This is a genomic window from Micromonospora sp. NBC_01412 (assembly GCF_045040215.1).
Taxonomy (GTDB): domain Bacteria; phylum Actinomycetota; class Actinomycetes; order Mycobacteriales; family Micromonosporaceae; genus Micromonospora; species Micromonospora rubida.
Genome location: NZ_CP109528.1, coordinates 6,433,667 through 6,446,778 on the forward strand (window position 1 = coordinate 6,433,667; position 13,112 = coordinate 6,446,778).

Sequence of the window (13,112 nt, forward strand, 5' to 3'; positions counted from 1 at the left end):
CTGACCGCTGCGGCCAGGCGGGGACACCGCACGGACCGCGCCGCCCTCGCGGAGGCGGTGGTCCCGCCGGGGCGGGAGTCCACCGGCTCCGAGGAGGACGGCGCGGCGGCGGTGCGGCGTGCTCAGTACTGCGAGGTCACCGTGACCCCGGTGAACGCCTGCCGGGCGTGCAGGCTCACGTAGTGGTAGCCGGCCGCCGGGTTGCTGACCGTGATCGTCTCGCCGTTGCCGGTGTTGACCGAGCGGCGGGTGTAGCTGGTCGTGGTGGCCCAGCCGGTGGAGCTGTAGTACAGGTCCGCGTCGCCGGTGCCCCCGGACGACGTGAGCTTCAGGCTGGTGGTGCCGGCCGGGACGTAGACGTAGAGGTAGTAGAGGTTCCCGGCGGTGGCCTGGAGGCCGCCGCGCTGGCAGTTCTTGCCCAGCGTCCGGATGTCACTCCCGGTGCACTCCGGCAACGGCGTGGTGCCACCGCTGACGGTGACGGTGCGTGAGGTGGTGCCGGTCGCGCCCTTGTTGTCGGTGACCGTCAGCGTGACCGGGTAGGTGCCGGCGGCGCCGTACGTCTTGGTGGGGTTGGCCGCCGTCGACGTGGTGCCGTCGCCGAAGGTCCAGGCCCGGGCGGCGATGCTGCCGTCGCCGTCCGTCGACTGGTCGGTGAAGGTGGCGGTCAGGCCGCTGGTGGCGGCCGTGAACGCGGCGACCGGGGCCTGGTTGGCGGGCGGATTGGTGCCGCCGCCGCAGTCGCCGGCCGCGCAGGCGTCGAGCCAGGCGTACCAGTCGGTGTCGTAGCGGCTGCCGATGGTGCTGGTCAGCAGCGTCCGGGCGGCGCTCCAGTTGCCGGCGCGGTAGTGGCCGAGCAGCGTGGTCATGTCGGCGCGGTGCGACTGGAGCATGTACCGCACGGCGAGGTAGCCCCAGCGGTAGACCCGGGTGCTGTCGTGGTCGTAGGTGGTGTCGAAGAGGGTGCGCAGGGCGTACGTCTTCTTCCCGGCCTCGGTGATCGCGGCCTGGTAGGTCTGCTTCCGGTACGAGTACGACACGTATTCGGCGAAGCCCTCGATCCACCAGATCGTCGGGGTGGAGATGTTCGCGGTGAAGTCGCCGTACATGTCGAACCGGCCGTCGAGGTAGTGGGTGTACTCGTGGTTGAGGTTCCAGATCTCGAAGGTGGGGCGCAGCCACTCCGCCTCGTAGGCGATGAAGCGCGGCTGGTTGCCGGTGGCGGCCGGGTTGCCCTCGAGGTACATGCCGCCGTTGTTGGTGTCGATGCCGAACATCGGCCCGCCGTACGTCTGGTAGTCGGTGCTGGAGTCGAACACCACCACTTCGAGGGTGGTGTTGCGGTCGTCGGCCACCGGTCCGGGGTCCGCCGCCACCGAGTGGAAGTACGCGTCCTGGTCGCGCATGCTGGCGCAGGACCGGTCCAGCTCGGCGGAGGTCATCTGCTGGGCGCGCAGCCGGATGGTGGTGCCGCAGGTGTAGGTGATCGGCAGGACGACGGCGGCCAGCCGCGCCTGGAGGTTGCAGGTGTCGTAGTAGGCGCAGTTGGCCCGGTCGTAGTAGTCGGTCATCTCGGCGACGCCGACCCAGAGAGCGGCGGTGGGGCCGGTGATCGCGCTCAGGTCGAGCAGCCCCCGGGCCAGCGGCCGGGCCTTGGCCTGCAACGCGGTGTGCTGGAGGAAGCGGGCCAGCTCCCGCCCGGCGTTGGAGACCAGGTAACCCTGGTCGGTGCCGAGCAGGGACCGGTGGCCGGAGGCGAAGGCGTACAGCGTGTCCAGCACGCTCGGGTCCGCGGTGACGGCGGTGACGAACTCGGGCACCTGGTGGCCCCGGAACAGCACGAGGTAGCCGTTGTTGACCGCGTTCAGCATCCACCAGGACGCGTTGTACGAGCTGTTGTAGCCGGTGAGCAGGCGCTTCACCACGTACAGGTAGCGGGCGTTCTCCTCGGCGCTGTCGATGAGGGTGACCGCCTCGGCGAGCACCTCGCCGTTGGCGTCGCTGACGTCGCCGGAGTGGCTGTTTGCGAAGAAGGCGTCCAGGCCGGCGCGGATCGCGGTGCGCAGGCCGCTGCCGTACGTGCCGACCGTGGACGGGTAGTACCAGTGCACGTAGTAGCCGGCCCGCAGGTACAGCACGAGGGAGGCGGTGCCGGTGCGGTTGGTGCCGTCGTAGTAGACGGCGTCGTCGCGCAGCGCGTACGCGACGCTGGTCATCTGCGCCTCGCGGAACGCCAGGTAGGCGTCGTTGCCGGTCAGGCTGAACAGGGTGTTGACGCAGTCGGTGGTGGACGCCTTGATCTGCTGCACCAGGGCGCTGCCGGTGCGGCTGGTGAAGTCGCTGGTCGCGCAGGGGGCGGCGGCCAGGGCGGCCCGGCCGCGCATGGACGGGGCGGTGCGTCGTTGCCCGCCGTCGGGCTCGTCGTAGTCGCGGCGCAGCTCGTCGCGGGTGGCGGGCAGCGGGGCGCGTTCGTCCAGCGGCAGCGGGGTCCGCTGGACGTGCCGGTCACCGGCGCCGGTGTCGGCCGGGGCGGTGCCGTGGGTCGGTGTCGCCGCCGGTGCCGCGCTCGCTGTGGCGGGGGCGGCCAGCGGGCTCAGCCCCAGCGCGAGGGCCAGGGTCAGGGGCGCGGCGGCCAGCCGGGCGCGTCGCTTTCGTAACAGTCGGATCATCGGGGGTCGCCTCCTGGGCGGGGTGTCGACGGGGCTTCGGGGCCGGGTCGATGGGGGATGTTGTCGGGTCCGGTGTGGACCAGGCCCGGCCGGGTGCGGAGGTCCCTGCGTGTCTCCACGCACGTCAGGTCGGTTGTGGTGGGTCGGTTCCGCCGCTTCTGCGGGTGGAGCCCGCGTCGACGCTTGTCGATCTGGGTCGATGTCGCGCCGGACGTGGCCAGTACAATGGCACACGTCACACATCGGTGTAAAGAATTGTTGATGATCGATCATGTGGCCGGGATGTCCGGCCGCAGCGGCCCAGCTCCGGCGACCGCGTGGCCGGCGGGAGCCCGACACGGGAACGGTCCGGCGACCCGCGACGCATCGTTGACACGTGTTCGGCCGGTCGCCTAGGGTCGCGGGCAGCACCGCCCACAACTGCACAGACACCGTTCGAACCCGCGCGGGAGAGACCCCGGCCATCGTCGGGGCGCCGAAGGAGCAAACTCCCAAGAAACTCTCAGGCCCCGTTACCGCGCAGGCGAGGTGAACTCTGGAAAGCAGACGATCCGTCGTCTCACCCACGGTGCAAACCGCCGACCGGCGGTGAAGCTCTCAGGTCCATGACAGAGCGGGAGGCAACCGACCGTACGACGCGACCGCGTCGGGACGAAGGAGCGCCTCCATGCATCAGAGTCCGACGACCCTGACTCGACCACCCCTGCACGCCGTGCACGTCGAGCTGGGCGCCCGGTTCACCGGGTTCGCCGGTTGGTCCATGCCGCTGCGCTACAGCAGCGAGGCCGCCGAGCATCGGGCCGTACGAGAACGGGCCGGCCTGTTCGACCTCAGCCACATGGGACAGATCGAGGTCTGCGGGCCGCTGGCCCCGGCCGTGCTGGACCACGCGCTGGTCGGGCTCACCGCCGCCGGCAGGCGCGTCCCGCGCTCCGGCGACCCCGTGGTGCGGCTGTCCGAGGCAGCCGAGCCCGAGCAGGTCGGAGTGGTCACCAGCGGCGCCCCGTCGCCGACACTGCACCGGCCGATCGCGATGGCCCGGCTACGCGCCGACGCCGCGCAGGTGCCGGCCCGGCTGGGTGTCCAGGTCCGGGGGCACACCGAACCGGTGGAGATCGCCCCGCTGCCCTTCTACCGCCGTCCGCGCTGACGCGCATCCCTGCCGAAAAGGAAGAAGTAGTGGACATGGATGTTCCCGCGCGCCTGCGCTACAGCGCCAACCACGAGTGGGTCGACGACAGCGTCGAGCCGGCGTCGGTCGGTATCACCGCCTTCGCCGCCTCGGCGCTCGGCGACGTGGTCTACGTCGAACTGCCCGACCCGGGTACCGACCTGGTGGCCGGGGAGGTCTGCGGCGAGGTCGAGTCCACCAAGTCGGTGGCCGAGCTGTACATGCCGGTGACCGGTCGGATCCTCGCGACCAACGAGGCGGTCGTCGCCGACCCGAGCCTGATCGGCAGCGACCCCTACGGGGACGGCTGGCTGTTCCGGCTGCGGGTGACCGACCCGCCGGCGCTGATGACGGCCGACGAGTACCGCACCTACCTCACCGAATCCCACTGACGGAGGCCACCGTGGCTGTACTCGACGACGACCTGCGCGACGCCGACCCGGAGATCGCCACGGCGGTCACCGCCGAGCTGCGGCGTCAGCAGCGGACCCTCGGCATGATCGCCTCGGAGAACCTCGCGCCCCGGGCTGTCCTGCAGGCGCAGGGCTCGGTGCTCACCAACAAGTACGCAGAGGGCTACCCGGGCCGGCGGTACTACGGCGGCTGCGAGCATGTCGACACCATCGAACGGCTGGCGATCGAACGGGCCCGGCTGCTGTTCGGGGCGGCGTACGCCAACGTGCAGCCGCACTCCGGCTCCCAGGCCAACGCCGCGGTGATGACGGCCCTGCTCACACCGGGCGACGCGATCCTCGGCCTCGACCTGGCGCACGGCGGTCACCTGACGCACGGGATGCGGGTCAACTTCTCGGGCCGGCTGTACCGGGCGGTGGGCTACCGGGTGGACCCCGAGACCTTCCTGATCGACATGGACGAGGTCGACCGGCTCGCCCGTGCACACCGGCCGAAGCTGATCGTGGCGGGCTGGTCGGCGTACCCGAGGGTGCTGGACTTCGCGAAGTTCCGGCGGATCGCCGACGGCGTCGGCGCGTACCTGCTCGTCGACATGGCGCACTTCGCCGGGCTGGTTGCCGCCGGGTTGCATCCCAACCCCGTACCGCACGCGCACGTGGTGACCCTGACCACGCACAAGACGCTCGGCGGCCCCCGCGGTGGCGCCATCCTCAGCGCGGACACCGAACTCGCCCGCCGGCTGGACTCGGCGGTGTTCCCCGGCCAGCAGGGTGGCCCGCTGGAACACGCGATCGCGGCCAAGGCGGTGGCCTTCCGGATCGCTGCCGGGGACGAGTTCCGCGACCAGCAGCGGCGGGCGCTGCGGGGAGCCCGGATCGTCGCCGAACGCCTTGCCGCGACCGACGTGCGCGACGCCGGAATCCGGGTGGTCAGCGGGGGCACCGACGTGCATCTGGTCCTGGTCGACCTGAGGCAGGCCGAGCTGGACGGCGCCCAGGCCGAACGGCTGCTCCAGGAGGTCGGGATCACCGTCAACCGCAACGCGGTACCGTTCGACCCCCGTCCGCCGATGGTCACCTCGGGGCTGCGGATCGGCACCTCAGGGCTGGCCACCCGGGGCTTCGACGAGCACGACTTCGTCGAGGTGGCCGACATCATCGCCACCGCGATGACCGCGCCTGAGGCCGGTGAGGCGCTGCGGGCGCGGGTCGACCAGCTCGCCGAGCGGCGTCCGGTCTACGGAGGACAGCTCAGCTGACCGACCAACGGCGGCCCGCCCGTCGCGGTCAGACGGCTTCCGGTACGACCTCGGCGTACCGCCGGCGCAGCAGGCCGATGATCGGGTGATCGGTCGCGAACGTGACCCCGTCGACGGCGGCGATCGGCCGGATCGCGCCGGCCGCGTTGGTGGCGAAGGCGGTCGCCATGCCGGACAGTCGGGACAGCTCGACCGGCTCGGTGCGCTGCGGGCCGTCGTGAGCCGTGGCGAGCAGCCGCATGGTCACGCCGGCCAGCACGTCGGCGAGGGGCCAGACCACGGTGTCGCCGTCGACGAAGCCGACGTTCCAGGTCGGGCCCTCGCCGACCCGCCCGCCGCCGTCGGTGAACAGCGCGTCGTCGTAGCCGTCGAGTTGGGCGCGGCGGCGTTCGAACAGGGGGCCGAACAGCCCGGTGTGCTTGACCGCGGGCACGTCGCGCACGTAGGTGGTGGAGCGCACCCGGATCGGCGGCTGCGGCTGCGGCGTGGCGGCGCGCGTGGTGACCAGCACGTGCGGGTCGGCCGGCGCGGCGGGCCGGTCGAGCCGCAGGCCGGGGGCGGCCACGGTGACCCGGACCGTCAACGGGGCGTCGGCCTCGGCGATCGCCGCGCGGATCCGCTCCCGGACGTACCCACGGGACAGCTCAGCCCCGAAGACCGTGGCGCAGTCGGTGACCAACCGGTCGAGGTGCAGGCCGAGCCCGCGGACCGCACCGTCCTGCACCCGCATCGTGGTGAAGTGCCCGTAGTTGGTCAGCGCCAGGTTGTCGACCGCCGTCATGGCGGCCAGTCTGGCACCGCCGGGTCCGATGGGGTGCCGCCGGTCGGGGTCAGGCCGGTTGGCGGGACACGACCGCCCGGACTGCCTCGACCAGGCTGGTCGTCCGGGGGTCCGGGGTCATCGTGACGCGCAGGCCGTTCATCACGTACCCGAAGGCGATGCCGCTGGCCGGGTCGGCATAGCCGAGCGAGCCGCCGTGGCCGGGGAAGCCGAAGGCGGTGGGCGACCACCAGGGCTGGTCCGGCAGGGGCAGACCGAAGCCGAGCGCCGGCCGGGTCGGAACCATCAGCACCCGGTCGACACCGCTGGCCTGTTCGGCGGTGGCGGTGGCGAGGGTGGCCGCGTCGAGGATCCGGAACCCGTCGACCTCGCCGATCAGGCCGGCGTAGAAACGGGCCAGTGACGACGCCGTGCAGATGCCGTTGACCGACGGGATCTCGGCCGTCCAGGTCGCCGGATCGGCGAGGTCGAGCGGCGGGTCGGTCACTGCGGCCGACCGGACCACCAGCGAGGTCGGATCGGTGTACCGGGCGAACACCTCTCGCAGCGCCTCGGGTGTCGGAGTGGCGGGCTGCTCCACCGGCTGCTCGACGAGCCTGCTGACCCGGTACGCCTCCGAGGCGGGCAGGCCGATCCAGAGGTCCAGGCCGAGCGGCTTGCCGATTTCGTCCGCGAAGTACGTGCCCAGGCTGCGGCCGGAGACCCGGCGTACCACCTCGCCGACCAGCCAGCCGTAGGTCAGCGAGTGGTAGCCGTGCGCCGTGCCCGGCTCCCAGACGGGTGCCTGGGCGGCCAGCGCCGCGACCATCGGCTCCCAGGCCAGCGCCTCCGCCCGGGGGATCGGACGGTCGAGTACGGGCAGCCCCGCCTGGTGGGACAGCAGCCAGCGGACCGGGATGCCGCCCTTGCCGGCCGCCGCGAACTCCGGCCAGTACTCGGCGACCGGGGCGGCCAGGTCGAGCTGCCCCCGTTGGGCCAGCAGGTGGGCACAGGCGGCGGGCACGCTCTTGCTGGTCGAGTAGACCACCTGGAGGGTGTCCTCCCGCCAGGCGCGGCCGGTGGTGGGATCGGCGACCCCGCCCCACAGTCGGACCACTTCCCGGCCGTGCCGGTAGACGCTGAGGGCCGCGCCGATCTCGGACCGCGTCTCGAAGTTCGCCAGGAACGCCTCCCGGACCGGTTCGTAACCCGGCGCCACGGTGCCGCTGACCACGGACATGCGCTCTCCTCTCGGAGCGTCGGACCCGGACGACGACCAGCCCAGGCGCTTCGGTCAAGATACCCTGACAATCGTCGTCAGGAAACCCTGACATGCATATGCTTGCGGGATGGCGGAGGAAATGGTTCCGGGACACGCGAACCTCATCGGGTTCCGGTTGCCGGACGGGACGCTGAGCACCGACGCCGCAGCACCGGCCGGCACCGTCGGCTACCGGGCCCGGTGCGGTTGCGGTTGGGTCGGCACCAGCGACTATCCGGCCGCCGAAGAGGGGCGTTGGATGGCCACCTCCGAGTGGGGCGGACACATCAGGCCGATCCTGGCCGGCACTCCGCCCGGCTGGCTGCTGGGCCGCTCCGACACCCTCCGGGACAACGTCGCCGAACTGGCCACCACCTGGCCGTTGCAGGCGCTCGGCATCCTCGCCGAGGTGGAACGCTGGCAACGGCCGCTGATCGAACGCGCCGTGGTGGCGGCCCGGGAGGCCGGGCTCTCCTGGGCCGAGATCGGCAACGCGCTCGGCATCAGCCGGCAGTCGGCGCATGAGCGGTTCCGCAACGCCGCACCGTCCAAGCCACCCGTCTGACGGGTCACCCCCAGGGGACGCCTGAACGCCGGGGATGACTCAGCGGGTCACGAGCGCCGGGACGGGCAGCACCAGCTGGACGGTGGTGCCGGGGCGGGTGTGGGCAGGATTCGACCGAACGATGGTGAGCACGGCCCCGATGCCCTCCGCGCGTTCCCGCATCGACGCGGTGCCGACGCCGGCGACCAGCGGGGCGGGGATACCCACCCCCTCGTCGGTGACGCACACGACCAGGCTGCCCGGTCCCAGGGAGACGTCGATGGCGCACCGGTCCACACCGGCGTGCCGGCGCACGTTGCGCACGGCCTCGCCCACGATGCCGTACACCGCGGTCGCCACGGTGTCGGGAAGCTCCACGTCGGGCGCCCGCACCAGCACCGTCAACCCGGCATCGGCGGAGCGCTCCCGCAGCCGGTGCAGCGCCGGCCGCAGCCCGCCACCCTCCAACGGCGGCGGCACGAGATCCCGGGCGATCTCCCGGACTCCCGCCGCCTGGCGGTCCATCTCGGCGACGAGCCGCCCGAGGAGGTCGTCGGCTGCCGCGATCTCGGGCAGGTGGCGGTGCGGGCGCAGCATGTTGCGGCCCGCGGCGAGGGCGAGCCCGACTCCGCTGATCGCCGGCCCCAGGTCGTCGTGCAGGTCACGGCGCAGCTTGCGGCGCTCCTCGTCCCTGCTCTGCGCCAGCCGCACCCGGGAGCGGTCCAGGTCGCGCTGGGCGAGGGCGAGTTGGGTGAGCGCGGCGACGACCGGCCCGAGGTCGTGCAGCAGCGCGGCGGTCCGCCCGTCGAGCCGCTCACCGGGGCGGGGCCAGGCCCGCAGCTCTCCCACCGGCCCGTTTCCGCTGTCCAGACACACCACGAGGGCCGGCCCGCGCGCCGACGGCCCGTCCCAGGCCGGGGCGCGGCGCGGCGGTACCGGGGGGGCTCCCGTGAGGGTTATCGTGGCCGCGGCCAGCCGCAACGAGTCGGCGATGCCGTCCGCCACCGCGTCGAGCATCCGGGTGCTGCGCTCCGCCGCGCGCAGCCGGTCGGCGACCTGCCGGATCAGGCGCGGCCCGTCGTCGCCGTGCACCAGCCGGTCCACCCTGCGTTGCACCCACACGCGTGCGGGTTGGAACCCGGCGGCGAGCAGCGCGGTCACCACGGCCTCGGGCACCGCCGAGGTCGCCGGCGTGACCGTGTCGAGCAGCAGCACACCCATAACGTACGCGCCGATCACCAGCCCGGTCATCAACGCCCAGACCAGTGTCCGGCGGATGGTCAGCTCCAGGCCCCACAGCCGCTGCCGCAGCACCACGACCAGCACGGAGGCGGGGAAGAAGGCCTGGGCGCCGAGCATGAGCAGCGGGGCGAACGGCACCGGGACGGCGACGTGGAAGGCCGGGTCCAGCGCGAGCGGCAGGAAGGCCGCCGCCAGCAGCAGGGTGCCGATGGCGAGCCAACCGAGGCCGTGGCGCTGCTGCCGCGGCAGGGTTCGGCGACGGGCCAGCACGCCGACGGCGGCGGCGACGCCGAGCACGACGAGCGCGGGCTCCAGCCAGGGATCGACCGCCGCGCGGGCCGCGAGCAGGGTGCCGTCCGTGAGCGGGATCGCGTGCAGGCCGCCGGGCAGGGTGAGGGCGCACGCCTGCGCGACCACGATGAGGACGACGCCGGCGCCGACGGCGACCCGGGTGCTCCGGCCGAGCGGCCGTACCGGCAGGAGCCAGGGCAGCAACACGACGAGGGCGTAGAAGCCGGGCACCCAGGCCCAGTACGCGACGCTGGCGAGCTGCTTGGTCATCCACAGGTCGGGCCAGCGGTACACCACCATGCCCCAGCAGGCCGCCGCCGCCGACAGCGCCCCGCCGACGCCCGCTGCGGCCATGATCCAGGCGGCCAGGTGGGTACGGCGCAGCAGGGTCAGCCAGGCGACCACTCCGTAGACCGCGCCGACCACCAGGTCCACCAGCGTGTAGAGCATCCACGGGTGCCAGGGCGGAGCCGCCACGCACCAGGCCACCACGGAGGCGGCGGTCAGCCCGCTGGTACCGGCCAACACCGCCCACGCCACGACCCGCCACCGGAGCCCGGTCCCGGCGGCCGGACCAGCCCCGGCCGGGCCCGACATGATCGCCGGGACCACCTCGCCGTCCACCTGACCGGGCCGGTCAGGCCGGGCCGGCGAGCGTCTGGCAGATGTTGTCCTGCTTGCCGACGGCGACCGCCATCCGGCGGGTTCCGGCGGCGTCGAACGTGATGACGTGCAGCCCGTCGAGCAGGTAGTAGCCCTGCGGATAGTGGTCCCCGGCCCGGAACCCGAAGCCCGCGGGGCCGACGATGGTGTACCGCAGCCACCCGCCGTCCGGGCGGTAGTCGGCCGCGCCGGACCCGCCCGCGTCCCGGCGCGTCATCCGTCCCGTGCTGACGTCGACGAAGTCGACCACGAGCGGACCGGCGAACTCCTCTCGCCTGACGGCCCCGTCGGGATACCGGTCGACCACCCGGACCCGGACGTCCTGCGAGACCACCTGGACCCGCAGCGGAAACGCGCAGTATCGGCCGGCCGGAGCGGTCCACTCCTCCTGCGTCCAGGGCCGCCAGGGCTCGGGCAGGCGTGGCCGGGCGGAACTGTCGGTGCCGGCTGCCGCGGCGGGCGCGGGGCTGGCCGACACCACTGCGGCCAGCATCAGCACGACCCGTAGGACCGGGGACGCGACCTTGGACAGCAACATGTCTCACCTAACCATTCTCGTTGGGTTAACCGGTGTGTTGACAATGTCTGGTTAGTGGACGGTCGGTCAAGGCATACTGGTGTCGTGCATTGGACCGATGTCGACGGCCTCCGGATGCCAGTGCTGCTCGCCGGTCACCCAGGGCTGGAGCTCTGCAACACCTGGGCGGGCTGGGGCCATCCCCCCGGCCCGCACCGGGAATGGCTGCGCGGCTACGACCACCTCGCCACCTGGGCCGGGCACGCCTCGCTGCTCGACGTGCCCGCCGTACGGCGGCTGCGTGCCGCCGCGCGTCGGGAGCCCGCCGAGGCCGAGCTGGCCCTGGCCGCGGCGCGGTCCTTCCGGGCCTCTCTGCGTACCTTCCTCCTCGACCCGGGTGACGCCGGGGCGTTCCGTGCCGTCGCCGCCCAGGCCCGGCGGGCCGCCGCCGCCGCGCGTCTGACGGCGGACGCCGACGGCGTCGTGTCCTGGACCCTCTCCCCGGACAACCCCCTCGACCTGCCGCTGCTCGCGTGCGCGCGGTCCGCCGCGGACCTGCTCTGCACGCCGGCGCGGGCCCACGTCCGCGCCTGTCCCGGGGCCGACTGCGGGTGGCTGTTCCTCGACCCCAGGGGCCGGCGGCGCTGGTGCACCATGGCCGTCTGCGGCAACCGGGCCAAGGTCCGGGCGTACGCCAACCGCCAATGACAAGCAGGTGCCCCTGTGGGGCGTATCGACCCGAGGGGCGAGGCCGGGAATCCGGCTGTCGAGCGTCCCGCCCCGGTCGCGCCGAATCTGCGTGTCCGCCGGGCGCGAAGAGCTGTATGCTGCCCGCGATGAATACCTCCTTCTTCAGATCGGGGGCCCGGTTCGCACAAGGTGAGTGCTGATGCACTCCTTGGCTGCGAACGGGGATTCCCGTCTCTCCTGCTGGCTGCGCGTCCGCAAGTTCGCCGTGCCGCCCTCCATGATCAAGTCTGCGACCGCCCGTCGTGTCGCGGGGGACTGGGCGGGGGCGTGCGCCGCCGCCCGCGTGGACGTCGACCTGAACCTGCGGGCCGTTGCTCGCACCCACGGTCACGAACTCGCCGCCAGGGTCCGTGCCGACCTCCGCCGGCTGGCTCCTGACCTGCTTCGCTGGCACCTGCCGAGGGTCGCTTCGGACGGACTGCTGCGCCCCGGCCTGACGATCTCCCTGGCCCGGTACCACCCGGCCGGACCCGAGGACGGCAGGGCCGTCCACCTGGTGGCCCGGACCCCGCCGGCCTGGGCGGAGGCCGGCCAGCGGATCAGCCTCACCCTGTGGGACGGCCTCCGGTCCGAGGCCGGCCGTGGCCCGCATCCGCATCCCCGTCCCGACCGGCGGTTCCGTCTGGACCTGCACCGCCACCTCTGGGACACCCGCAGGGCCGGTGAGCTGCGGGTGCGGTCCGGTGCCGACCGGCCACCCACGGCTGGCCCGCTGGAGGCGGTGCGGGTCGAGACGGACCTGGGCGTGCCGCGGGAGCACGGCTGTGCCGTGCACCGTTGGGCGGCCGAGGCGGAGCTGCTGCTCCGCGCCGAGGGCAGGCCCCCTGGCCCCGTCGCCGTCCGGCTCGGAGCCCGGCGCCGGCTGGTGCTGAACCTGCCGACGAACGGGGACGCCACCGGGCAGCCGGCCCTCCGGATCGTCGCGACCGCCGCCCACGGCTGCGCCACCCCGATGCCGGTGCTGCCGGACGCGGCGACGTGGGTGCTACCCGACCTGACGTTGCTGCGCGCCGGCCTGATCGAGGCCGATGACCTGCACCCCCTTGTCGCGTCGGCGCTCGTCCCCGACCACCAGGCCGCCGGCGCCGGCCGGCCAGGGAGCGACGGAGCCGTTCCGCGCCTGGTCGAGTGTCGGGGCGCCCAGCACCGGATCGGCCTCGTGGACGGGATCCTCGTACCGCTGGACCACGATCCGACCGAGATCCGCCGCGAAGAACTGCTGGCCGCACTGACCGGCACGCCGATGCCGTGTCTGCGGGCGATCGACGAGGCGCACCGCAACCCGGAGTCCCTCGGCACCGTCCGCGCGCACCTGGACCACGGCGACACCGCCGGCGCCCTGGCCGCCGTCGAGGGCCTCCTCGGGCCGGGTGCGCTGCTACGCGACGGCGCCCTCCGGGAAGAGCTGGAGACGGCGGCGCTGCGACGGGTCGCGTACGGCCTGTTCCGGACCGGCCTCGCCGGCTTCGGGCCCGGGCCGGCCAACCGCCCACCAGGGCACCGCCCCCGCCACCATCGGGCACACCCGCGCCACGCCGTGGCCCGCTGAGCAGCGAGCCCGCTCCTGCCCGC

The 13,112-nt window shown here is 73.3% G+C and carries 11 protein-coding genes and 1 riboswitch; of the genes, 6 read left to right on the forward strand and 5 right to left on the reverse strand.

The features are described from left to right. Positions 1-122 precede the first annotated feature (122 nt). On the reverse strand, positions 123-2,669 hold the full coding sequence (locus tag OG617_RS28240; protein WP_405095960.1) for a collagenase: 2,547 nt from the start codon (positions 2,667-2,669) through the stop codon (positions 123-125). A 436-nt stretch (positions 2,670-3,105) separates the two neighbouring features. Then, positions 3,106-3,197, forward strand: a riboswitch (glycine riboswitch). 139 nt (positions 3,198-3,336) lie between these two features. Between OG617_RS28240 and OG617_RS28245 the strand changes: the two genes are divergently transcribed. Genes OG617_RS28245 through glyA form a run of 3 tightly spaced genes read left to right on the forward strand, consistent with a single transcriptional unit; the run spans position 3,337 to position 5,512 of the window. Next, a complete protein-coding gene (locus OG617_RS28245) occupies positions 3,337-3,819 on the forward strand; it encodes a glycine cleavage T C-terminal barrel domain-containing protein (RefSeq protein ID WP_405095961.1) in 483 nt (160 codons plus the stop codon). A gap of 35 nt (positions 3,820-3,854) precedes the next feature. Then, on the forward strand, positions 3,855-4,232 hold the full coding sequence (gcvH, locus tag OG617_RS28250; protein WP_405095962.1) for a glycine cleavage system protein GcvH: 378 nt from the start codon (positions 3,855-3,857) through the stop codon (positions 4,230-4,232). A gap of 11 nt (positions 4,233-4,243) precedes the next feature. Beyond that, the gene (glyA, locus tag OG617_RS28255; RefSeq protein ID WP_405095963.1) at positions 4,244-5,512 is read left to right on the forward strand and encodes a serine hydroxymethyltransferase; all 1,269 of its coding nucleotides are present in this window, start codon (positions 4,244-4,246) and stop codon (positions 5,510-5,512) included. A 28-nt stretch (positions 5,513-5,540) separates the two neighbouring features. Here the strand turns inward: glyA and OG617_RS28260 are convergent, their stop codons facing one another. Together OG617_RS28260 and OG617_RS28265 are read right to left on the reverse strand one after the other, a co-directional pair. Further along, positions 5,541-6,293, reverse strand: coding sequence for an aminotransferase class IV (locus OG617_RS28260; protein ID WP_405095964.1), 753 nt, complete (start codon positions 6,291-6,293; stop codon positions 5,541-5,543). A 49-nt stretch (positions 6,294-6,342) separates the two neighbouring features. Further along, positions 6,343-7,512, reverse strand: coding sequence for a serine hydrolase domain-containing protein (locus OG617_RS28265; protein WP_405095965.1), 1,170 nt, complete (start codon positions 7,510-7,512; stop codon positions 6,343-6,345). A 109-nt stretch (positions 7,513-7,621) separates the two neighbouring features. Between OG617_RS28265 and OG617_RS28270 the strand changes: the two genes are divergently transcribed. After that, on the forward strand, positions 7,622-8,098 hold the full coding sequence (locus OG617_RS28270; protein ID WP_405095966.1) for a hypothetical protein: 477 nt from the start codon (positions 7,622-7,624) through the stop codon (positions 8,096-8,098). A gap of 39 nt (positions 8,099-8,137) precedes the next feature. Here the strand turns inward: OG617_RS28270 and OG617_RS28275 are convergent, their stop codons facing one another. Then, the gene (locus OG617_RS28275) at positions 8,138-10,234 is read right to left on the reverse strand and encodes a sensor histidine kinase (protein WP_405095967.1); all 2,097 of its coding nucleotides are present in this window, start codon (positions 10,232-10,234) and stop codon (positions 8,138-8,140) included. Positions 10,235-10,247: 13 nt separating this feature from the next. Then, positions 10,248-10,811, reverse strand: coding sequence for a hypothetical protein (locus tag OG617_RS28280; RefSeq protein ID WP_405095968.1), 564 nt, complete (start codon positions 10,809-10,811; stop codon positions 10,248-10,250). An 84-nt stretch (positions 10,812-10,895) separates the two neighbouring features. Between OG617_RS28280 and OG617_RS28285 the strand changes: the two genes are divergently transcribed. Then, positions 10,896-11,498, forward strand: a complete 603-nt coding sequence (locus OG617_RS28285; RefSeq protein ID WP_405095969.1) for a CGNR zinc finger domain-containing protein — start codon at positions 10,896-10,898, stop codon at positions 11,496-11,498. Between the two features lie 181 nt (positions 11,499-11,679). Beyond that, positions 11,680-13,089 carry a hypothetical protein gene (locus tag OG617_RS28290; RefSeq protein ID WP_405095970.1) on the forward strand — a complete coding sequence of 470 codons (1,410 nt, stop codon included), beginning with the start codon at positions 11,680-11,682 and terminating at the stop codon, positions 13,087-13,089. Positions 13,090-13,112: the final 23 nt, after the last annotated feature.

What these genes read in the sequence shown, in the direction of transcription:
- OG617_RS28240 (WP_405095960.1), bottom strand. Translation starts at nt 2,669, where the DNA reads ATGATCCGACTGTTACGAAAGCGACGCGCCCGGCTGGCCGCCGCGCCC.
- OG617_RS28245 (WP_405095961.1), top strand. Translation starts at nt 3,337, where the DNA reads ATGCATCAGAGTCCGACGACCCTGACTCGACCACCCCTGCACGCCGTG.
- gcvH (WP_405095962.1), top strand. Translation starts at nt 3,855, where the DNA reads ATGGATGTTCCCGCGCGCCTGCGCTACAGCGCCAACCACGAGTGGGTC.
- OG617_RS28260 (WP_405095964.1), bottom strand. Translation starts at nt 6,293, where the DNA reads ATGACGGCGGTCGACAACCTGGCGCTGACCAACTACGGGCACTTCACC.
- OG617_RS28265 (WP_405095965.1), bottom strand. Translation starts at nt 7,512, where the DNA reads ATGTCCGTGGTCAGCGGCACCGTGGCGCCGGGTTACGAACCGGTCCGG.
- OG617_RS28270 (WP_405095966.1), top strand. Translation starts at nt 7,622, where the DNA reads ATGGCGGAGGAAATGGTTCCGGGACACGCGAACCTCATCGGGTTCCGG.
- OG617_RS28280 (WP_405095968.1), bottom strand. Translation starts at nt 10,811, where the DNA reads ATGTTGCTGTCCAAGGTCGCGTCCCCGGTCCTACGGGTCGTGCTGATG.
- OG617_RS28290 (WP_405095970.1), top strand. Translation starts at nt 11,680, where the DNA reads ATGCACTCCTTGGCTGCGAACGGGGATTCCCGTCTCTCCTGCTGGCTG.